We start from the raw sequence: 21,393 nt of genomic DNA on the forward strand, positions 1-21,393 counted from the left end.
ACTCCTACCATAATGAAAAAACCCGTCATTTTGACGGACTTTTCTAATTCCAAGCTTTTCTTTCCTCAGTTTTCATATCAATGCCTAATTGATCTTCCAATAACTTTACACCTTTCTTTGTAAGATGGACAGCTCGGTTCTTATCCGTTTTCGTAATCCATCCCTGTTCAAAAAGCAGTTTTGCAATTGCAGACCCTAACCAACCAGAAATATGGTAACGCCGTTCACTCCAATCAAGGCAAGGTTTTGCAAATACCCTCCTTTTTGTATCTGCCTCATCAACATTTATTCCAAAATTCAGAAACCATTTCTTACCTTGTTCCGTTACAATGTATTCTCCATCCTCTAAAATTATAAATTGCCTATCTAGTAATTTTTCAGTTATCTCTACACCGAGTTTGCCTGCAAGATGATCATAACAAGTTCGAGCATAACGAATTTGTTTTAGTTGGCTTGATTGTTTTAAAGAGCGAACTTGAACTGTTGGTGCAATTGTCCCTAACTTTTCAAGCACTTCTGCAACTTCTTGATTAGCAAGTCGATAGTAACGATGTCTACCATGTTGTTCAACTGTAAGTAAATTCCCTTCTACTAATTTAGAAAGATGCGAACTAATTGTTGGATGTGACACTTTTGCCATATAAGCCAATTCACTAGCAGGTAGTGCCTGATTATTCATTAGACAATCTAAGATGATTGCTCTTGTAGGTTCAGCAATTAGTTTAGCTATATATGAGATATTCGGATATACATTCATATTTCGATGATACCCTAACTGTTAAATTGATACAATTATTTTAAGTTTAATAGTAAAGGAGAATGTATTATGAATGCAATTGATCTTAGTATATTAAATTTGAAAGAAACGAGAAGACGCTCAGAAAAATTATGGAATTCTCTTCCCGATAATTTTCTTAATTGGAAGCCTGATCCTGAGGCTATGTCCTTTGGTGAAATGATTCGTCACGTATGGAGCTCAACTTTTTACTATCATATGATTATAAAAAACAACGGTTCAATAAACGACATACGTACCCCGTATGATGACGAGCCAATTACTTGTGTAAAAAAAGAAATTGAATTGGCACAATCACACTTTACTGACTTCATAGAATATGTTCAATCCATAAGCATAGCCGAGCTAGATTCAAGACTTATTGATAGAAGTGATGTTGGCTATCAACGATATTTAGGTGATATGCTATTACGAATTGCCTATCATGATGCGGTCCATGCGGGTCAATTTTTACAATATTTGCGAATGGTTAACTTGGAAAGACCTTTAATTTGGGATTAAATACGAAAAATGTTTATACAGCCTCCAAACTGGCATTACAATAAGAATTTTTCAACAAGAAACAATCACAACACCATGATAATCATTTATATTAAAAACCTACATCTCCATTAAGTACTTCATACACATAAAAAGCACGGGTTTGATTACTAATCAAACCCGTGCTTTCAAAACAACTATAATATCCATAAACAATAAAATGTAAACTTCAAAAATCACGACCGAAACGCCGCATCCGCCAGCATAGACAATGTTGCATCATCCATCGGTGGATTGTGTAATCCTGCTCTGACATTTAAATAGTAACGGTGAAGCGGATTTTTTTCTGATAAACTTTTTGCTCCTACGATGCGCATTGATTTATCCACTATGGATATCGCCGCATTTGTTACGGCGTATTTCACTGCCGCTAATTCTGCTTGCAGTGACAGTTTATCTTCTGCCTCATCGTATTTTTTCGCAATTTGATATAAAAAGACGCGAGCTTGCATAAGCTCGAGTTCTAATTCTCCAACTAATTTTCTAACATTCGGTAATAAACTAATAGAATGGTTTAAACTATTTGGCTTGTATGATCCCGCAAATTGAACTGCATAATTTCTTGCTGATTGTGCGATTCCTAAATAACATGCTGGTATATGTAGCAACCAGCCAATACCCTTTTGTTTCACTTTCCCGCCTTTTACATCCGTAAAAAAGCGGTTGTCTATCTCTACATTTTGTAAGACAAGGTCGTGGCTAGCAGTCCCTCGCATTGCAACGCTATCCCACGTTTCTTCAATAGATACACCGAGTGTATTTCTTGGAATAACAAACTCACCAACTTCTTCTTGGCCTTCCATACTTGCTGAAATAATAAAATAATCAAGTACTGGCGCCATCGTTGTAAAAGTTTTTCTTCCATTTATAACCCACTTCTCGCCTTGTTGAACCGCTATTGTTTCTGGTTTGCCGCCACGCGTCGGACTCCCTGTTTTCGGTTCTGTTGCTGCCCTGTTAAAAAGCGCACCATTGCTTACTTCTTCGCAAAACCATTTGAACATCTCATCATTCCAAGAGCGATTTTCCGCTAGCTCTTTCACAATGCCAAGATGCCAGCCAATCGATAATGCAGTAGCTCCGCAGCCTTCCGCGATTTTCTCTTGAAATAAAACGAAGTCATATAAAGAAATCGCACTACCACCAAATTCCTTCGGTAACGTTAATTTCGTATATCCGATATCTTTCAAATCATTTATATTTTCATACGGAAATGATCCTAATTCACTTAGCTGATGCTCCCTTTCCATGAACTTCGGAATCAATTTATTTATTTTCTCAATAATTAAAGACTGTTCTTCTGTTTCAACAAATGAGAGTGCCATACTATAATCTCCTTTATGCTCGATTCATAAACCGTTCATTTTGTCATTATGATTATATGAAGCTACCTCTCTATTGTTTCACTATTCCGATAAAAATACAATGTTTTTGACTAATAAGAAAAGTTCCTATTTAAGGATAGATCCTTTTCTTATATTAGTCCCCCTTCAATGCTTTTAACGGCAAAGAGGTTACATATCCAATATACGAGAATAATTCTTTAAAGAAGAATGGTATTTCTGTATCTAACGTTTTATATGCTGATGTCGGCGTTGGTGAAGCATACGCTTCAATATTAATATGTTTTGCGATTCTCATTGCGCGTTTCATATGAAGTGGATCACTTACAATCGTGTATGTTTGTATGCCGTTCTCTATTCCAACTTGCTTCGCATTTTTTAAATTTTCTTCAGTGAAAAGGGATTTAGTTTCAATTAAAATATCTTCCTCTTTTACACCTTGTTTCATTGCATATACTCTTGCAGTACGTGCTTCCTCAAGTTCTGCCTCGAACTTTGTACCACCTGTAAAAATAATCTTTTTAATATTTCCGTTCCTATATAAAGAAATCGCATGATTAATTCTTTCTTTAAATACAGGAGATGGTTTTCCGTTCCATGAAGCTGCGCCTAGTACGATACCAGCATCCGTTTTCACGTCATCATTTGCTTTAAAACGATAACTCCAAATATCGTAAGCTGCATAACTTACATATAAAATAGCAGAACAAATCATTAGTAAAAATACTTGAAAGATTCGTCTTTTCTTACTCTTCTTATTTTCTTTCATTTGTAATTGCCTCCGTACATCATCCATACTTCTATAAAAAACATTTATATCAAATCGTTTTGTTTGAGTTTATTTAAAAGAAGGAACTTTACTTGTTATTTATGTATAAAAGGGTTTTCATTTAAAATTGAGGATTATCAATTCATTTTCATTTGCGGTTTTCATTACATTTTTTAAATTCATAAGTTTATTACCATACAACTACATTGTAACGAATTTTTTCTCAGAAGGGAACGATGAAACAAAAGGAATTAAAATAAAGTAGCATTTTGTAAGAAAAAAGGTATATTTTTCATGCCTCACGAACAATATACCTTTCAAAACACGAATTATAACTTTTCTTTATACAACTCTGATTTTTCTAACATTTTCTCTTTTACGCCTGGCCATTCACTCGAGATAATACTGTACACCACCGCATCTCTCACATAACCATTCGGTAATTTTCTTTCATTTCTAAGCACACCCTCTTTTACTGCGCCTAACCTTTCAATTGCTCGTTGTGCTTTTTCATTTCTTGCATCCGTCTTAATTTGCACTCTCAGCATATGCAATTTTTCAAAAGCATACTGAAGAAGCATATACTTACACTCTGTATTTATACTCGTACGTTGCACACTCGGATGATACCACGTTTGCCCTAACTCAACTGTCTTATCTTCTACTGAAATATTATATAAACGTGTACTTCCTACAATCTTATTCGTCTGTTGATCTACGACTACGAAAGGTATTTGAGTACCTCTTCCGTAACCCTTTATCGCTTTTTGAACGTATTGTTGCATATCTTGCACACTATCCATTTTAGAGATTAAATACGCCCAAATATCCCGATTTCCTTCTACAATCGAAAACAAAGTTTCGACATCAGTATTATCCATTAACCGCAACTTTGCTCTTTCGTGAATAATTTCCATTTTTAAGCCCCCTTTGTTGTTACTATAACATATCATTAACATCGTTTTATTAATATATAAAATAAATTCACACCATAAATATATAGTACATCTAAAAATAAAAAATGCGATGCCTTTATTCAAGCATCGCACTTATAATTTCGCACTACCTACGATTTTAAGATAAATATTTATTTACACAAGTTAGTAAACGCCATATATTTAGAACTTACATTATAGTTCAAAGCAACAAATAAGCAATCGGCGTAATGATAAGCAACGTTAAAATCGTTCTCTGCACATACAGAATAATAAGTTCAGATACTTTTAACGGAATATCTGTTGATAATATACAAGGAATGGAAGCGGAGAAAAACAAAATAGATGATACGGAAACAACTGCAATAACAAACTTTGTCACGAGTGGTGCACTTACTACTAATAATGACGGTAAAAACATTTCTGCAATACCAACTGATGCGGCTTTAGCAGCTAAGTCTGCTTCCGGTAATTGTAATAGCCATGTAAATGGATAGAAAATATAACTGATCCAATCAAATATTGGCGTGAACTTCGCTAAGACGATACCAATTAATCCTACTGACATAATGGATGGTAAAATTCCCATCGTCATAATAAATCCATCTTTTAAATTCACTGCAATATTTTTCATAATGCTCGGTGCAGACTTTGATACTTCTAACGCATCTTCCCAAGCACGTTCTAACATTTTCTCTTTATAAACAGGCTCTGGGAACCCTTCTTCTGTTACATATGTATCTGGTTTTCTACTGAGGGGCGGGATTCTTACGGTGATAGCAGTCACGATGAATGTTACAACAAGCGTAGTCCAAAAATAAACATTCCATAAATGCATAATATCTAATGTTTTTGCGATGATGATCATAAATGTAGCGGATACTGTAGAAAATCCTGTAGCGATAATCGCCGCTTCTTTTGTCGTATACTTTCCTTCTTTATACACGCGGTTCGTAATAAGAAGGGCAAGCGAATAACTTCCAACGAAGGACGCAACTGCATCAATCGCCGATCTCCCAGGCGTATTCCATAATGGCCTCATAATCGGACGACAAAATGTACCGATAAATTCAAGCAATCCATATCCGACCAATAACGCTAAAAACGCCGAGCCAATTGGAACGAGCAAACTTACTGATATGACTAGCTTCTCATACAAAAACGGCCCAACATCTGGCGCAAAGAACCAAGCTGGTCCTACTTTTAAACAATATAATATGCCGAAAACAACGCCAACTACTTTTAAAATAGAAAAACAAATGTCTACGATAGATGCATTCCATTTCTTCGTATAAAATGGATAAATCGCACCAATCGCCATAACAAATAATGCATAATAAGGTACTACGCCTGGAACTGAAGCCCTAATCCACGATACGATATGATCAATCATAATAGACGATTCACCGTTTATCGTAACAGGAACGAAAAACATAAACACCCCAACGAGACTAGCAAGTATAAACCGAAGAATAATCCCCTTCTCTCGCCCTGTCTTAATTACATTACTCTTTAATTCAATTTCACTCAAAATTCGACACCTCCTATTATCTAAATATTCTGTATAATAATGTTGTATTCCTTCTTTCCATTTCTACTATTTAATCATATGAAAAAGCCTATTTTAAAATAGGCTTTTCTATTACCCTTTATAATCATCCACAATCACTTGAATGACACGATAAGATTCTTCTGCCACCTTCTCATTACTATCCCTATTCGCGTCATATGTAATTAACGCCTTCCAAAGTGCCCATCCTCTCGCTCTATTCCACGTTTCTTCATCCATGCGTAATACTTCTTTAAATACATTTCTACTATTTTCATCAAAAAACGTCCAAGCCATCGCTGCATCACAAGCAGGATCTCCTACGCCTAAAATACCAAAATCAATTACAGCACAAAGTTTTCCATCTTTAACGAGTAAATTCCCCGGTGCTACATCTCCATGAATCCAAACTGGCTTACGGTCCCATATTGAACTAAGTGCTAAATTCCAAAGGTGCTTTAATAATGCCTCGTCAAAAACATCCTTATTATTTTCAATAGCAACTCTCGCCTCTTCATCATATACCGATATAAGTCCGCCCCGGTAAAAATTATGCGGTCCAGCTAAAGGGCCTTTACTCGCATTAATAGATTGCAATTCTACTAAAAAAGATCCTAAGTCCGCTGCAAATTCATTTAAATCACGAACGTTTTGTTTCGTAACTGTTTCTCCCTCTATCCACTTATTAATAGACCAAGGCAATGGATACGCTTCAGACGGATTTCCTTTCGCAATTGGTGTAGAAATTGGTAAAGAAAGTCCCTTACTTAATATAGGGAGCCAACTATTTTCTTTCTCTACTTGCGGTGCATATGCCACATCACTTGGCAATCTTACACTCATCTCATCCCCTAAGTGAAACGTCCTATTATCATGCCCACTAAACTTTACAGGTTTCACTTCTAAATGGGCCCATTCAGGAAACTGTTCCTGTATTAACTTTTCAACTAAACTTACGTTAATTGGATGCATTCACATTCTCCTTTTCTTTTGAAACTTACTAAGCCCATCCGTACTCCCAACATATTCAAACTCATTTTTCTTATAAAAATCATTCAACGTACGATTATGCCCCACGCAATCTAACTTCAAATACTCTTTGTCATGTTGTACATTCTCTTCTATCCACTGTAAAATCCATTCTCCAATTCCGTTCCCCTTATACTTCCGTTTCACCGCAAATCTATGAATATATAATGAATTAGAAACTTCCTCTTTACCAAAAATATGTTCATCCCATTCATTTTGTTTAGGAGAAACTGTAACCGTACCAACTATTTCATCTTCTTTCAGAACAACATATGTATATTTCTCTCTTATACATTCTAGTATTTCAGCCGTAGCTTCCTCTCCTAAAAGATACTGCCACTGATCCACTTCTTTATATTGTAGCCATTGTGCTACCTCTTTTAATAGAGTTTTAATACTATCACTCTCATTTTCGGTAGCAATTCGAATTGTATATTCTTTACTTAGATTTCTCTCCATATTGCTGTTCCCCTTTCACATTACTACCATACTGACATACGAGTCCTTCCATCATTTTCATCTGTAATATATTCTACATACAATCCTTGATTCCGTGCGTTTTCATACATCATTTCAATCTCTTCTTGGTTTTTCACATAAATTTGTATGTAATCACCATCCGCTACTAATACGACTACTTCACACTTACTCTCCTTAAATTCTTCATATGTTTCAATTTCTCCTAGTACTTCCCCTTTTGGATATGCTTTTAAGTCTACAAATAAAAGATAATATATGTTGTCTTTTATTAGCTTTTTTAAAGCTGAACCTGCCATGATCTCGTTATCTTCTGAAAATAATTCTGGACCTAATTCATTCCCTACTATTATATAAGCTTCCTCCCTTCCCATGGCTTGCCAATCAAATGCAGTAATATCAATTGGCTTTAACACTTTCCAAAGTAAATTATCATATCCATCTAGAATATCTACTGTAATCCCTCTTTTCATATGCTTGCTCCTAACTTCTTCATTTTCATACATTATATATGAAATGTAATTACTATATTTTGTCGATACATATGTACATCATAAAAAACCGCTCCACTACTAGCGAAACGGTTTCCTTTTGCTTACATTTAAATATTTCATTCAATTGTTGGACTACGTTTTAAAATATTTTTTAATATATGCACCACATCATTCGTTCATTCTTAATGCTCACTTCGACTTCACGAAATAATATAAAAACCATACTGCATGATTTTGTTCATCCGCAGCTATTCTCCGTAACAACTCTTTCAGATGTGCATCCGATGTCTCATCTGAAATTTCCAAATAAAAATCTACTGTTTTTTGTTCATCTTGTATAGCGAACTCTAATCCTTGTAAATACGTATTTGGGCAGTCTTCAGTAATTTGTGGTTTTGGCTGCCTACCAGTTAAATTCGTATAAATTTGTACAAAGTTGTGGAAATGCTTTATTTCATCATTACGGATTTCAAGAATTTGTTTTTGTTCTACTTGATTTGGAGCCATATTCGCTAATTTTGCATAGCAGCTTATAGCGCTATACTCTCCATTTATAGCTTTTTCAATATCACTAATCAACTTATCATTCTGCCTATACCAATCATAATAATTTGAATTATACATCGTATCCCTCCATACTTTCGCTTAACATTTTATGCATTTAGAAATAGTAGGAGCCTGTGTATATAACGGGACGACTTTAGATTGAAAGTAAAGTTTGAGAAAAGGGTCTATTTTGCAAAGGAATTGCTTATTCATAAAGTGAAACTATATTCAGTGGGGATTTTACTACACGACAAATAGCGGATAAAATATCACTATTTTTTTGTACGCTGTGGCTATAAATTCGCGAATGAATCAGGTTTCCAACCAGATGTGGTGTTGAGATGCGAAGCTATTATGAATCCAATCATATAACTAGGAGGTACCACTATGCCATCTTTATTTAAACCTATGGCCTTCCAGCTGAAAACCGAAAGACTTGAGCTTAGTATGTGGGAGGAATCCGATTCCGTTTGGCTGAGCAAATTAATTGGCGAACGTGGTGTGGACATGCCAACCCTCGACTCCGTTCGTAGCCGGCTTATTGAGATGCGCAAAAAGGCAGACGAAAATGGCATTTCCCTTCTCACTATTCGGAGGAGAGACGAAGGCGATTTCATCGGATACTGCGGCTTAATTATCGGTCGTTCCACACTTGAAGAGCCGGAGATTGCATACGAGTTGTTTCGCAGCACCCATGGTAAAGGTTATGCAACTGAGGCGGCATCCGTTGTACTGGACGCTGCGATTGCTACTGGGCGCCATAGACTTTGGTCGACTGTAGGCGCTTGGAATATCGCTTCCCTCCGGGTACTAGAAAAGATAGGATTTAAGCGTCATCACAGTACGTGGGATGATGAACGTGGTGAGATTGTTTGGAACGTACGCGATCTTTAAAGATTCCGACTTAATTCTAAACACTACACTTTTCAACAATCAGGCATTTACATTGAGAAAAAATCACAAACAAGCCGTTTCACTAATTAGTGAAACGGCTTGTTTTTAAGCGTTCAATTCTGTTTTATGCCCTTTTACTACACTACGTTTGAATGTAGTTGCTAATATAGTAACCATACTTACTATACCAATCCAAACGAGTACAGTAACAGGTGTATTCCAGCTTAACCCTTTTCCGAAGAAGAAGATTTCTCTTAGGCCTTCAATCATAAATTTCATTGGTAACCATGAGTAAACCCAGTCTTGATAAAACGGAGACAACATCTCAGGTGCTAATGATAATAACGGCGCCCCGAAGAATAGTAATAAAGCGAATAAACCGATTCCTTTTAGCCCAACTAATGAAAGTACCGCAGATATCATTAAGAAGAAACTAAAAGAAGTAATGGATAAGAATAGAGCTGTATCCGTGAAGTTCGAAATATTTAATCCTACCATCCCATCTGCAATCCATGTAAGACCAAATCCAATTACAAGTGCCGCAATAGCTCCTGTTACGATTTGTTTTACTTTCAATATAAAGTTTTCTTTTCGTGAACTTACCGGTATTTTACTAATCGCAATAAAAATAATCGCTGCGCTCGCTAAACTTGCAATCCATAACGGCTGGAACAATGATATTGGTGAATTACCGTTCGCACTATTTTTGCCGACCTCATTCACATTTTTCACGTTCTTTACAATAGGTGTTACTAATTTCTCAGCTTGATCTGTTGTTACAGTAGCTCCTTTTGTTTTCAACCCTTCTAATATTTGTGTACGAACAGTATTGTTCATATTATCAACCACGCCATTTAATATTTGTCCTGCCATAGTTGATGCAGCCGTATTCATTCCTTGATTAATATATTTTTCTATCTCAGGTGAAGATGGCTGTGGTGTGCGTAACGATGCTTGTTTTGCACTAAATTCTTTCGAAATGACTAGCGCTGCATAATACTCTTTATTATTTAACCCTTTTTGAACTGCTTCCTTATTCTTCACTTCTACCCACTTTACCGCAGGTTCTCCATCTGATTCCGATGATTTTTTCACCATATCAACAATTGTTTGCCCCATATTCATTTTCGGTTGATTTGGAATTTCTACACCTTGATCCTCATTTACAATTGCAATTGGCAAGTTTTTCGGCTGCGGTTGAACAGTTGGAAATAACGTTAATGAAAAAATAAAAACAACAAGTAGTGCAATAACTGGTGATAACAATAAAAGTTTATTTTTAAACATCTTCTTTTCTCCTCCTTTAATTTGATTTATAATAATCAACAACGTGTTGTTTATTTATATTTTGAATTATATGTTCGAGTTGAACCTTATACAATAATCAAAAATCGTGAATGTGTCGGTTATAAGACACATTTTCTAAATGTGTTGAGTAAAATTAAGGAGGGACATGCTTTGCGCGATAGTAATTTAGATTTGCGTGTTATTCGTACGAAAACTGCCATACGAAATGCATTGGTGGAGCTAATTGAAGAAAAGGGTTTTGACGCCATTACAGTGAAAGATATTACAACTAAAGCAAACATTAATCGCGGTACTTTCTATGCGCACTATCAAGATAAATTTGATTTAATGACAAAATGCCAAGAAGACATTATGTACGAGTTTTCTAACATTGCTAAACAGAAATTCCCGGAAGTTATTGCTGACCTTGGAACAAATCCTTCCCCAACAATGCCATTTATACTTATCACTTCTATTCTTGAATTTCTAAATGAAAATAGTGATTTTATGAGAGCTGTACTAAGTCCGAAAGGAGATTTATCTTTCCAAACAAAACTGAAAGACTTTATGTGGAAAACATTATTTGAAGATACGAATGGTCCTCTCATTAATAAGGAGAATTTACTTGTTCCAAGCGAATACTTAACTTCTTATATGGCATCTGCACATATAGGTGTCATCCAACAATGGTTAAATAATGGACAAAAAGAAACACCTGAGGAGATTGCTCGCTTTTTATCAACTATTGCAGTTCATGGACCTTTTTATGCAGCTGGTTTAAAAAAATAAGCCAGCTTGCTTAGTAATTTCTATTATTTTATTAATAACTTGAAATTTATGTTTCTGTAAAAAAAACTGTTGAAAGGACTTCCCCTTCAACAGCTTCTACATTATTAACGATATAAACGAACTGCACCTGCAGAATTATCATCTGCTTGTCCAACTACTTCAAATTTCAATCCGAATTTTGGTAATTTACGTCCTGCATCTGGGATTAAATCATTTATATACAATTTAGAGTCATCAAACTTCGTTACACCTGGTAATCCTTTGTAATCATATGTTCCACGTGTTGGAGATACGACTTTCCATGCTGGTGTTTGGTTAAGGGAGAACGCAGCATCTGCGATTTGGAATCGTGTACTATTTTTAACAGTTGGTTTTCCGTTTAGCGTTCCAATAATTGCCTCTGGGTGAGAGTCAACAACTCCTAAGAAACCTTCACCTGGATGTAAACCAACCCAATTATCTGTAAAGCTAGAGTCTGCATACCATACAAGAAGACCTGTATTATACGGTACACCACTGCTATATTTTAACGCTTGATCAGCACCAGCATAGTTTCTCCACTCTAAATAGTAGTTATGCTTTTTCTTATCAAAACCGTCTGCTACAACGAAACCATTTAATTTAAATTTCGTTTCGCCTTCTGCATCATCAGAGAACACAACATTTCCATCTACAGTTAATGTAGCATTATCAAAAGTAAAACCGGTCGGCGCTAAACCACCATCTGTAATGTATTCGAATACTAATTTTACTTTTTGACCTTTGAATTTGCTTAAATCATAAGACTTATCTACCCATTTACCATCTGTTGTGTCTAGACCATTTTTCACATTCTTTTCACCAATTCGATCCACTAACGTTTTCGTGCCATCTTCTTTCACTGCATGTACTTCAAGGAAATCATAATCCGTTTCGATTTCATACATTGATTTGTAATCAAACTTCGCGTTTGTTGCATTTGTTAAATCAAACACTGGCGTTTCTAATGTTGTATGAAGGTTATCACCTTTTGTACTATAGTAGTACTTCTTACCGAATGCAGGCTGAATACCTTTCACCTCTTTATCTGGTAAGTTAACGCGAATCAGTCCAGGACGATTTGATTTCGTTACACTTTGATCTAAATACGTCGCATAGCCAATACCACGATTTAATTTATTATAGTCAACCTCTACAATATTGGCCCAGTTTCCACCTATGTTCTTTTGAAAGAACTCTTTGTTTTGCGGAGAGAAACTCGGTGGCGTTGTTCCTGCAATCTTACCAGCCCAGCTACCGCCACTCATAACAGACCAGGAGTTAATTGGCTCACCTGCTCCTGTGTACTTCGTATCATACTCATCTGGAAGACCTAAATCATGACCAAATTCATGTGCGAATACACCAACCGCTCCGTCTTCTGGCTCAATTGTGTAGTCGTATGCTGCCATCTTACCGCCCCAGTTATCAACTTTTGCTTTTGTTCCTTCAATTGGATATGGTGTTCCAAGGTGCCAACGATGTGACCAAATTGCATCATCACCTAGTCTACCACCACCTCCATCTTGCCCAACTCCAGCGTGAATGACCATTAAGTGATCGATTAGACCATCTGGTTCATTTTTATTGCCATTACCATTATTGTCATATTGATCGTATTCGTCAAATTCAGATAAATCAATACCGCTTTCTACAGCCGCATTTAATGCCTCTTTTACAAAATCACGAGGTCCTTTCGGTCCCAGATTATCATGACCGCCATCTCCTGCATCTGCGCCATAATCTGCCGCATTACCAGGAACTGTCAACCACTTTGTTACTGTGCCATCTACTGTATAACTACCACCAGATTGCTCTTCATAATATTGTTTAAATGTTGGTACTTTTGAACCGTCAAAGAGTGTAAATGGCTCATTACCAAATAACATTTTTTGATAATGTTCTGGATTAAAATCATTTGAATACATATAACCTGGTACTTGATCAATATTGTTATGCTTAAAGTCAGCAAACTCTACTAGCAATACGAGAACTTTATCTTTACGAACATCACCGTTATATTGTTTTTGCTTCGCTGAAGTAGTTGGTACTTTGCCGTTTAATCCCCCTTTAATCGGCTCTTGTCCCGCTACTGGACCACTAGCAGGTTGATCTGCTTTTTCTTTCTCATCTGCTTTTGCATCTTTAACTTTTTTCAAAAAGTCAGCAGCTTCTCTCGTAACACTATCCCCCGCTGCTGGTTCTTTTCCCGCATTTTCTCCTTTTTTCTTCTCTACGTATTTTTCAACAGCTTTTAATGTGTCTTCTTTCGACGTAGATTCACTAATTACACCGCGTTTCTTGAGCGCATCTGCTAAACGCTCCTCTTGAATTAAATTTTCATCAATCGGACTTAAAGTTCCTCCATTAGACGACGTTGCCGCATAAACAGATTGACCCCCATACCCAAATGTGCAACTAAGCACAGCTGCCGCCGCAAGCGTAGACAGCACTTTAAAAGGCTTTTTCTTCATCCCTATTCCTCCCCAATATTAAATACGATACAACGTTTATATATTACGGAAAATTCAGATAATTATCAATGCATTGTCTGAATTTGTAATATTTTTGAAAAAATCCTTTGTTTTAGATGAACATACATTCTGATTCATCAATATTTCAGAAAATATTGATGAAAGTTGATAAAACTATTAAAATCTCTGTATATCATATGCTCCTTTTTATTTCATTCTTCCGTTTCAATTAAAATCATAAAGAAATCGTCCACTATATTTAGTGGACGATTTCTTTATTTATCTAAAATACAACTATAGCACTTCAATATATCCTTCTGTTCCATGTACCCGAATTCGTTGCCCATCTTTTATTAGTTTCGTAGCGTTCTCTACTCCAACAACTGCTGGCAGGCCATACTCACGTGCAATCACTGCTCCGTGCGTCATAAGCCCGCCGACTTCAGTGACTAACCCTTTTATAGAAACAAACAACGGTGTCCAGCCAGGATCAGTAAATGCCGTAACTAATATATCTCCATCTTCCAAATTCGCGTCTTCCATATTTAAAATAACGCGTGCTCTCCCCTCAACCACTCCAGAAGAAACAGGCAAACCTACAATTGCTTCAGCCGGGAGATTTTCACGTTTGTACTTACCTGTAATGATTTCTCCATCAGACGTGATAACACGCGGGGGTGTTAGTTTTCCATATAATTTGTACTCATTTTTTTGTTTATGAATAATCTTGTAATCTAGTTTATTTGTGCGGACGACTTCGTAAAGTTCTTCAAAAGTTAGATAGTATATATCTTCTATTTCATCCAGAACATTATTTTGCTCAAGTTTCTCTGCTTCTTTCAGTAATGCCTGCTTATATATGAAATAACGATGGATCATGCCGTATTTCGGATATTCACGATAACCGATGGAATTGCGGAGGTTACAAATCATTCTCTTCGTCTCTTCTACTTTTTGTTCCCCATCCGGCAAGTGCTGCAATCGCTCTAACAGCTCTGCTTCTTTTTTCAAAGCTTCCTGCAGCCCTTCTTCAAACTTCCGTTTACTAGCACCATATTCAAAGTCCCTTATATGATTTAAAATCATCGGTATAATTGTAGCTGGCTGTTCACTCCAGCGAGTTTTCGTAATGTCGATTTCTCCGCTGCATCTCATTCCATATTTATTTAGAAAGGCATCGATTGCATCCCGAACTTTTTTCCCGCCTTTAAACTGAATTAATTCATCTAAAAAGCTGTCATCTTCTACATGCTGTAAATACATAATGACTTCCGGATACGGCCGGATCACATCTGCCACATCCAATAAAGCTAGCCCCATTTCTGACGTAATATTATGTTGTACAGATTGTGAAAGTACATCTGCTGCATTCTTTTCCCCTAGCCATTGTTCCATCTTTTCATTAATCCATGATGAAGCATTCATACCTGCCATAATAATAGCTATACTTTGCGAGTTAAATAATACTTCCTTTAATTGCTGAATGTCTTCTAAAATAAAATCAAGTACATCCACCCCTGATTTCGTTTGCATGTTTCGTTTTAACTCTTCTATTGATGATTGACTATTCTTTATTAAATTCGTAACGATTTCCGGATCGTTTTCAGGTTGTTGTTGCGAACTTGCAGGTGGCACATTTTTACTAAGATTCTTTTCTTTTTCATCATCCGATAACAATTTAATAAAATTCTCTCGCTCAATTACAGTCGTTAATGCATCTCGTATGAGCGGATCCGATTTACCTAAAGTGTTTATTAAGTAATCTCTGCTAGCAGGTGAAGCTAGTCTTTGCGTAGCATCAACAAATAGTCTTCCTCCAGCTTTACACATAGGTGCACTAGTCGTTAACAGGAAAAAAGATAAACCTAATGGTTTCATCGCATCCGTCATCATTTGCTGGTGACCAACCGATACATACACGTGATTTTCCCCATCATTTACTTCTGGAATTGGATATAAAGTCGTAATCGGCCTACTTTGGACTATATAAAATGTATCATCAACTAAGCACCATTCAATATCTTGTGGACAACCAAAATAAGCTTCGATTTGTCTTCCGATGCGTGCTAGTTGTAAAATTTGTTGTTCAGTAAGTGTTTGAACTTTTTGCTGATTAGGAGCAATTTTCTTTGTCACTGTTCCGCCTTCTTTTCGTCCATAGATGGCTAATTTTTTCGTTGCGATGACCTTTTCGACGATTTCGTCTTCTTTTACCCTATAATTATCGGCAGAAACCAATCCAGATACTAGCGCCTCGCCAAGTCCAAAGCTGGCATCGATTGATAACACCTTCCTATTCGAAGTAATCGGATCCGCAGTAAATAAAATCCCTGAAGCCTCAGGGAAAACCATTTTTTGAACGACAACACATATAGAAACTTGATTATGATCAAAACCATTTTGCATTCGATATATAACCGCTCGATCTGTAAATAAAGAAGCCCAGCATTTTTTAATATGCTGCAAAATGTTTTCTTTTCCAATAATATTTAAATACGTATCTTGTTGACCAGCAAACGAGGCATACGGTAAATCTTCAGCAGTAGCACTCGAACGCACTGCATACGCATGTTCATCGCCAAAGTGCGAAAGATAATGCACTACTGATTCCACTACATCAACTGGAATTTCCACCGCCATAATGACTTCTCTAATCTGCTTACTAATTTCACCAATTTGATCTCGTTCCTCAATTTTTAGCATTGCTAATTGATTCAATAAAATTTGAAACGCTCCATTTTTTCCGATGGCCTGTTCATATCCTACCGTTGTAACACAAAATCCTTCTGGCACTTGTATCCCTTGAATATTGGATAACTCCCCTAAATTCAATCCTTTTCCACCAACGAGAAAAAGCTGCGTTTTTTCTATTTCCTGAAAATTGAGAACAAAAGAACTCATTTGGCACCTCTCCTTACTATTCATGTGTTCTTGATTGTAACAGTAGTAAATGAGAAGAAACAGTCTATTTCGAACGTAAATTACATGATATAATTAAGTTAGGAAGAGATCATCACTTCTATTTCCCCTCTAATTCACTTCAATTACATCACCAAACTTAAACATTCTTTTATTATGAAAAGCAATCATTAGACATAATGGATTTCTATCGACCTTTGTTATTTATTTTTTATATAAACCCACATTTTAATATCCTTATATACCTTTTATTAAGCCATAAATTCGCCTCAAAAAATAGTAGAATCTGTGACTTTAAAAGCAATATTTTTTGTTTGCACTTTATATAAATTGATATGAATCCCTCTTAATTCTAGGACTAAATTATTGTTTTTTATCCCGCATTACTTCTTTTCTCAAATTCACCAAAATGAATTTTCAAGATTAGGGAACTATAATGTCGTATTAAAATATATTAAGGGGGAGAAGAATTGGACAATGAAATGAATTATGGAAGTGATTACAAGTTTATTCCAGCAACTTCAATTGAAAGTGGTCACGGCATCGAAGTATTACGTGATTTATTTTGTTACACGATTCAAATCGTCAATATATGCTTTGTTGGAAATCCTGAGACCAATGAATTTGTTTTAGTTGATGCTGGAATGCCTAAATGTGCAAATGAAATTATCTCTATCACTGAGGATCGATTTGGTACCAATAGCCGCCCAAAAGCAATCATTTTAACTCACGGCCATTTTGATCATGTTGGGGGAATAATTGAACTCATCAAATATTGGGATGTTCCCGTCTATGCACATCAAATGGAGCTACCGTTCCTGACTGGACAACAAAGCTATCTAGAACCAGACCCTACAGTTGAAGGTGGTATGGTAGCGAAAATGTCTCCTCTGTTCCCAAACGAACCAATTGACTTAGGAAATAACGTAAAAGCGCTACCTACCGATGGAAGTGTTCCCCATATGCCAGAGTTTAGATGGATTCATACACCAGGACATACTCCAGGGCATATTTCATTATTCCGAGAAAAAGACCAAACTTTAATTGCTGGGGACGCTTTTGTTACAGTGAAACAGGAGTATCTGTATAAAGTAATAACTCAAAAACAGGAAATAAGCGGTCCGCCTCGTTATTTAACAACAGACTGGAAAGCCGCTAAAGAGTCAGTTATTAAGCTAGAGAAGTTAAAACCTCTAACCGCTGTTACTGGACATGGGATACCGATGTCGGGTGAATTGCTATCAACAAGCCTCAAAACACTCGTTCAAGAATTTGATAAAATTGCTGTACCTGATTACGGAAAATATATAGATAAAAAGATGCATTAAACGCGGAAATACTTTGTTTATTTTTATATTAATGAATCAAAATATAATGCAAAATCAAAACATCAAAAAATATTAAGTTTAATAAAAAAAACACTGTACTTAGGCAACATCTCTATTATAAGAATGGAACTCCCCTTTATGAATAAAGCTCGGTATTCCACAAATACTATCCATAGTATAAGCCTGCTTCTTACCCAGGTTGTACTTCTTACCGTTAAGGGGTAATTAAAACGGGTTACGCTATATAAAAGCATAATCCGTTTTTAATGAAATATTGTGTTCCATATACGTTTAAACAATGGAGGAAAATGATGAAACATATTGTTGCCTTATTAATTAAATACACAGCAATAACTGCAGTATTGCTAATCATGCTCAGTATCTTTCAAGGCATTTCAATTCCTAGAGTATTACTAATTTCTCTTTTTCTGACAGGAGCTGCCTATTTAATCGGAGACCTCTTCATTTTACCTAAATACGGAAATATGATTGCTACAATGGCAGATTTCGGCTTAAGCTTTTTCGGAACTTGGTTACTAACATCTTTGTTTACTAATTTAGATGCTACTCGTAACATTGGACTTTCTTCATTTATAGCCGCTTTAATTATTGGTGGAACAGAAGTTTTCTTCCATATTTATATGAAGAGGCTAGTGCTACGTAACGAAGATGAATTAACAAATCACAATCATATTCAACATGATAAATATGCTATGGAAATGTCAGATGAATATATAAATTCTTCCACAATAAATAAATCCAAGCTTGAGGATACATCTAAAAAATAAAAAAGTGGCCAACGCCACTTTTTTATTTTTGTTTATTACGCTTGATCAGAATTTCTTACATGTAATGGAGGTGGAACTACCCATCCCTTTTTCTTACTTAAACGTAGCAGAGTTACACCTGCCTGCGCTTTTTTCATATGAAATTGTCCAAATAACATGCCTACATCTTCTCGAAGGCATTTTCCCATTACTTGACTACATGTCACAAGTCCAGCTGCTAGCCCTGCAGAAACAGCAGCAGCAATTTCAGCATCATTAATACGTGCTCCAGGAGGAATGTCTTCGATAGATGCAACTGGTCGTTCTGGAGGAGCAGGCGGTAAAGCGACCCCATTAATCTTTAAAAGAGCTTTTAATTCTTCTATTTCCGAATTTATATCATTTTCAATTAAGCCTTCTAAAAACTTCTTCAAATCTTCATCACCTGTGTGATTCATAAATACTTGATGACTTGCAATTGCACCCTGTGCAGCAAGAAGATAACTCCAAATGTCAAATACTTCTCCGTAATGTAAAGGTTCATTTTGAGGATTTCCACTTAATATACCCATTTTTAAATTCCTACCTTTCGAAAATATCAAAATAAATATTGATTTCAATATTGAAATCAAATTTTTAAGTATGCTTTTTCCTGCAAAGGATTTTCTACTATGCATGGAAAACACCTTTCCAACACTGCGTGTTTATTGTTTAGGAAAGTAGTTTACAAATTAAATACTCAAAGATTATGAAAGAAGATTATCAATAATCTTTGAGTGAGAATCTGTTTAATATAAGGTTTTTTATTTTTATGAATACACAAAAGAAATTGATTTACATATTTGCTATATTTTATGCCAATTTACTTAGCGGTTAGCTCTACCACCAAGTTGTACACCAAACTCTTGTGCAATTTCATATTTCATTTGATCAAGAGCTTGTTCAGCGCCTCGAACTAATAATTCATTACGACTTCCACTATTATTGTTTGCCATATTGTTTCACCTCCGATGTTGTTAATATGCTACAAATTATGAAAAAACAATTATCCTTTTTCTGGTAATTGTATTGTGAATAAAAATTGATTTTTTTCTTAAAGTAGGGCAAAACATATAAGAAAGAATAACTGATATAACATACTTTCATAACAACACTATGTATACTTTCTAATTCCCTTCAGTAAATAAAAGAAAGATTTCTATTTCACCAAGAGATTAAATAAAATTATGTTTTGAGACATAATTCAAAAGGAGATATGAGATGAAAGCTGTAACCTATCAAGGACCAAACCAAGTACAGGTTAAACAAGTGGATGATGCAAAATTAGAAAAAAAAGATGATATTATAGTAAGAATTACTTCAACCGCTATTTGTGGTTCTGATTTACATTTATATCAAGGCAACATGCCCTTACCTCAAGGATACATTATCGGCCATGAACCAATGGGAATCGTTGAAGAAGTCGGGCCAGATGTCACTAGAGTGAAAAAAGGCGATCGTGTTGTCATCCCCTTCAACGTTTCTTGTGGACATTGTTTCTATTGCCAACATGAAATGGAAAGTCAATGTGATAACTCAAACCCTCATTACGATTCTGGTGGATACTTTGGTTATACAGAGAAATTTGGTAATCATCCAGGAGGACAAGCAGAATATTTAAAAGTTCCATTTGGTAATTTCACTCCATTTGTTATACCGGAATCATGCGAACTTGAAGATGAATCCCTACTATTTTTATCAGATGTTTTACCAACAGCCTATTGGAGTGTAATAAACGCAGGCGTTAAGCCAGGTGATACTGTTATCGTCCTTGGTTGTGGACCTGTTGGATTAATGACACAAAAATTCGCTTGGATGCAAGGTGCTAAACGTGTAATTGCAGTGGATTACTTAGATTATCGGATGAATTATGCAAAAAAGATTAACAATGTTGAGGTATTTGAGTTTACAAAATTCCCCGATATGGGAGAACATTTAAAGGAAATTACACATGGCGGTGCTGATGTAGTTATTGATTGTGTGGGGATGGATGGAAAAAAATCGCCTCTAGAATTTCTGGAACAAAAATTGAAATTACAAGGTGGAACTCTCGGTCCTATTCAAATCGCTACGAAAGCCGTAAGGAAATATGGAACGGTTCAAATGACCGGCGTTTATGGTGGCAATTATAACGCCTTTCCACTTGGGGCATTTTGGGTTAGAAATATTAATCTTAAAATGGGACAAGCACCTGTCATTCATTTTATGCCGGAACTATTTGAAAAAATAACAAATAAAGAATTTGATCCAAAAGAGATTATTACACACAAAATTCCCCTTGAAGAAGCGAGCTACGGTTATCAGATTTTTAATAATCGTGAAGATGATTGTATTAAAGTTATTTTAAAACCTTGAAAATTGTTATGTGACTGAACCTTTTATTTTTCTATGCAGTAGACT

19 protein-coding genes and 1 pseudogene are annotated in these 21,393 nt (G+C 35.8%); 6 read left to right on the forward strand and 14 right to left on the reverse strand.

Going from position 1 to position 21,393, the window contains the following annotated elements:
• Window positions 1-43 precede the first annotated feature (43 nt).
• Window positions 44-757, reverse strand: a complete 714-nt coding sequence (locus ACTJJY_RS08400; protein WP_095690622.1) for an ArsR/SmtB family transcription factor — start codon at window positions 755-757, stop codon at window positions 44-46.
• A gap of 69 nt (window positions 758-826) precedes the next feature.
• Between ACTJJY_RS08400 and ACTJJY_RS08405 the strand changes: the two genes are divergently transcribed.
• Window positions 827-1,297 (forward strand): DinB family protein, encoded by a 471-nt coding sequence (locus tag ACTJJY_RS08405; protein ID WP_000991272.1) that lies wholly within the window; start codon window positions 827-829, stop codon window positions 1,295-1,297.
• 215 nt (window positions 1,298-1,512) lie between these two features.
• Here ACTJJY_RS08405 and ACTJJY_RS08410 read toward each other — a convergent pair whose 3' ends face one another.
• From ACTJJY_RS08410 to ACTJJY_RS08445, 8 genes are all read right to left on the reverse strand, one after another.
• Window positions 1,513-2,661 carry an acyl-CoA dehydrogenase family protein gene (locus tag ACTJJY_RS08410; protein ID WP_095690621.1) on the reverse strand — a complete coding sequence of 383 codons (1,149 nt, stop codon included), beginning with the start codon at window positions 2,659-2,661 and terminating at the stop codon, window positions 1,513-1,515.
• A 154-nt stretch (window positions 2,662-2,815) separates the two neighbouring features.
• On the reverse strand, window positions 2,816-3,448 hold the full coding sequence (locus ACTJJY_RS08415) for a YdcF family protein (RefSeq protein ID WP_000662218.1): 633 nt from the start codon (window positions 3,446-3,448) through the stop codon (window positions 2,816-2,818).
• A gap of 329 nt (window positions 3,449-3,777) precedes the next feature.
• On the reverse strand, window positions 3,778-4,365 hold the full coding sequence (locus ACTJJY_RS08420; RefSeq protein ID WP_089171358.1) for a GNAT family N-acetyltransferase: 588 nt from the start codon (window positions 4,363-4,365) through the stop codon (window positions 3,778-3,780).
• Between the two features lie 220 nt (window positions 4,366-4,585).
• Window positions 4,586-5,914 (reverse strand): YjiH family protein, encoded by a 1,329-nt coding sequence (locus ACTJJY_RS08425; protein ID WP_089171359.1) that lies wholly within the window; start codon window positions 5,912-5,914, stop codon window positions 4,586-4,588.
• Between the two features lie 111 nt (window positions 5,915-6,025).
• Window positions 6,026-6,904, reverse strand: coding sequence for an aminoglycoside phosphotransferase family protein (locus ACTJJY_RS08430; protein WP_098127578.1), 879 nt, complete (start codon window positions 6,902-6,904; stop codon window positions 6,026-6,028).
• Window positions 6,905-7,420: a GNAT family N-acetyltransferase gene (locus ACTJJY_RS08435; protein ID WP_089171361.1), complete on the reverse strand. Its 516-nt coding sequence runs from the start codon at window positions 7,418-7,420 to the stop codon at window positions 6,905-6,907.
• A gap of 23 nt (window positions 7,421-7,443) precedes the next feature.
• Window positions 7,444-7,911 carry a DUF2691 family protein gene (locus ACTJJY_RS08440; protein ID WP_000820194.1) on the reverse strand — a complete coding sequence of 156 codons (468 nt, stop codon included), beginning with the start codon at window positions 7,909-7,911 and terminating at the stop codon, window positions 7,444-7,446.
• 210 nt (window positions 7,912-8,121) lie between these two features.
• Complete coding sequence (locus ACTJJY_RS08445) at window positions 8,122-8,556, reverse strand: ferritin-like domain-containing protein (RefSeq protein ID WP_000282830.1); 435 nt, start codon at window positions 8,554-8,556, stop codon at window positions 8,122-8,124.
• Between the two features lie 309 nt (window positions 8,557-8,865).
• Here ACTJJY_RS08445 and ACTJJY_RS08450 point away from each other — a divergent pair, with 309 nt between their 5' ends.
• The gene (locus ACTJJY_RS08450) at window positions 8,866-9,372 is read left to right on the forward strand and encodes a GNAT family N-acetyltransferase (RefSeq protein ID WP_440605348.1); all 507 of its coding nucleotides are present in this window, start codon (window positions 8,866-8,868) and stop codon (window positions 9,370-9,372) included.
• A 105-nt stretch (window positions 9,373-9,477) separates the two neighbouring features.
• Here ACTJJY_RS08450 and ACTJJY_RS08455 read toward each other — a convergent pair whose 3' ends face one another.
• Window positions 9,478-10,659, reverse strand: coding sequence for a YhgE/Pip domain-containing protein (locus ACTJJY_RS08455; RefSeq protein ID WP_440605349.1), 1,182 nt, complete (start codon window positions 10,657-10,659; stop codon window positions 9,478-9,480).
• A 171-nt stretch (window positions 10,660-10,830) separates the two neighbouring features.
• On the opposite strand from ACTJJY_RS08455, the gene ACTJJY_RS08460 reads away from it, so the two are divergent.
• Window positions 10,831-11,448, forward strand: a complete 618-nt coding sequence (locus ACTJJY_RS08460; protein ID WP_088021883.1) for a TetR/AcrR family transcriptional regulator — start codon at window positions 10,831-10,833, stop codon at window positions 11,446-11,448.
• Between the two features lie 104 nt (window positions 11,449-11,552).
• Here ACTJJY_RS08460 and ACTJJY_RS08465 read toward each other — a convergent pair whose 3' ends face one another.
• Both ACTJJY_RS08465 and ppsA read right to left on the reverse strand, forming a co-directional pair.
• Window positions 11,553-13,940 carry an immune inhibitor A domain-containing protein gene (locus ACTJJY_RS08465; protein ID WP_095690618.1) on the reverse strand — a complete coding sequence of 796 codons (2,388 nt, stop codon included), beginning with the start codon at window positions 13,938-13,940 and terminating at the stop codon, window positions 11,553-11,555.
• 294 nt (window positions 13,941-14,234) lie between these two features.
• Window positions 14,235-16,841 (reverse strand): phosphoenolpyruvate synthase, encoded by a 2,607-nt coding sequence (ppsA, locus tag ACTJJY_RS08470; protein WP_095690617.1) that lies wholly within the window; start codon window positions 16,839-16,841, stop codon window positions 14,235-14,237.
• 488 nt (window positions 16,842-17,329) lie between these two features.
• Between ppsA and ACTJJY_RS08475 the strand changes: the two genes are divergently transcribed.
• Together ACTJJY_RS08475 and ACTJJY_RS08480 are read left to right on the forward strand one after the other, a co-directional pair.
• Window positions 17,330-18,187, forward strand: coding sequence for an MBL fold metallo-hydrolase (locus tag ACTJJY_RS08475; protein WP_095690616.1), 858 nt, complete (start codon window positions 17,330-17,332; stop codon window positions 18,185-18,187).
• A gap of 311 nt (window positions 18,188-18,498) precedes the next feature.
• Complete coding sequence (locus tag ACTJJY_RS08480) at window positions 18,499-18,975, forward strand: YndM family protein (RefSeq protein WP_141241022.1); 477 nt, start codon at window positions 18,499-18,501, stop codon at window positions 18,973-18,975.
• A 35-nt stretch (window positions 18,976-19,010) separates the two neighbouring features.
• Here the strand turns inward: ACTJJY_RS08480 and ACTJJY_RS08485 are convergent, their stop codons facing one another.
• Window positions 19,011-19,526 carry a DUF3231 family protein gene (locus ACTJJY_RS08485; protein ID WP_095690615.1) on the reverse strand — a complete coding sequence of 172 codons (516 nt, stop codon included), beginning with the start codon at window positions 19,524-19,526 and terminating at the stop codon, window positions 19,011-19,013.
• A 312-nt stretch (window positions 19,527-19,838) separates the two neighbouring features.
• Window positions 19,839-19,949: pseudogene (gene sasP / locus ACTJJY_RS08490) on the reverse strand (small acid-soluble spore protein, SasP family); the annotation flags it as partial.
• Between the two features lie 265 nt (window positions 19,950-20,214).
• Here sasP and ACTJJY_RS08495 point away from each other — a divergent pair.
• Window positions 20,215-21,348, forward strand: a complete 1,134-nt coding sequence (locus tag ACTJJY_RS08495; protein WP_071731980.1) for a zinc-dependent alcohol dehydrogenase — start codon at window positions 20,215-20,217, stop codon at window positions 21,346-21,348.
• Window positions 21,349-21,393 lie beyond the last annotated feature (45 nt).

The sequence above is a fragment of the Bacillus sp. 22475 genome (assembly GCF_052044835.1).
GTDB classification, from domain to species: Bacteria; Bacillota; Bacilli; order Bacillales; family Bacillaceae_G; genus Bacillus_A; species Bacillus_A cereus.

Bases quoted from the DNA above. Each gene is read 5' to 3' on its own strand.
- ACTJJY_RS08400 (WP_095690622.1), bottom strand. From the start codon at position 757: ATGAATGTATATCCGAATATCTCATATATAGCTAAACTAATTGCTGAA.
- ACTJJY_RS08405 (WP_000991272.1), top strand. From the start codon at position 827: ATGAATGCAATTGATCTTAGTATATTAAATTTGAAAGAAACGAGAAGA.
- ACTJJY_RS08410 (WP_095690621.1), bottom strand. From the start codon at position 2,661: ATGGCACTCTCATTTGTTGAAACAGAAGAACAGTCTTTAATTATTGAG.
- ACTJJY_RS08415 (WP_000662218.1), bottom strand. From the start codon at position 3,448: ATGAAAGAAAATAAGAAGAGTAAGAAAAGACGAATCTTTCAAGTATTT.
- ACTJJY_RS08420 (WP_089171358.1), bottom strand. From the start codon at position 4,365: ATGGAAATTATTCACGAAAGAGCAAAGTTGCGGTTAATGGATAATACT.
- ACTJJY_RS08430 (WP_098127578.1), bottom strand. From the start codon at position 6,904: ATGCATCCAATTAACGTAAGTTTAGTTGAAAAGTTAATACAGGAACAG.
- ACTJJY_RS08435 (WP_089171361.1), bottom strand. From the start codon at position 7,420: ATGGAGAGAAATCTAAGTAAAGAATATACAATTCGAATTGCTACCGAA.
- ACTJJY_RS08440 (WP_000820194.1), bottom strand. From the start codon at position 7,911: ATGAAAAGAGGGATTACAGTAGATATTCTAGATGGATATGATAATTTA.
- ACTJJY_RS08445 (WP_000282830.1), bottom strand. From the start codon at position 8,556: ATGTATAATTCAAATTATTATGATTGGTATAGGCAGAATGATAAGTTG.
- ACTJJY_RS08450 (WP_440605348.1), top strand. From the start codon at position 8,866: ATGCCATCTTTATTTAAACCTATGGCCTTCCAGCTGAAAACCGAAAGA.
- ACTJJY_RS08455 (WP_440605349.1), bottom strand. From the start codon at position 10,659: ATGTTTAAAAATAAACTTTTATTGTTATCACCAGTTATTGCACTACTT.
- ACTJJY_RS08465 (WP_095690618.1), bottom strand. From the start codon at position 13,940: ATGAAGAAAAAGCCTTTTAAAGTGCTGTCTACGCTTGCGGCGGCAGCT.
- ppsA (WP_095690617.1), bottom strand. From the start codon at position 16,841: ATGAGTTCTTTTGTTCTCAATTTTCAGGAAATAGAAAAAACGCAGCTT.
- ACTJJY_RS08480 (WP_141241022.1), top strand. From the start codon at position 18,499: ATGAAACATATTGTTGCCTTATTAATTAAATACACAGCAATAACTGCA.
- ACTJJY_RS08485 (WP_095690615.1), bottom strand. From the start codon at position 19,526: ATGGGTATATTAAGTGGAAATCCTCAAAATGAACCTTTACATTACGGA.
- ACTJJY_RS08495 (WP_071731980.1), top strand. From the start codon at position 20,215: ATGAAAGCTGTAACCTATCAAGGACCAAACCAAGTACAGGTTAAACAA.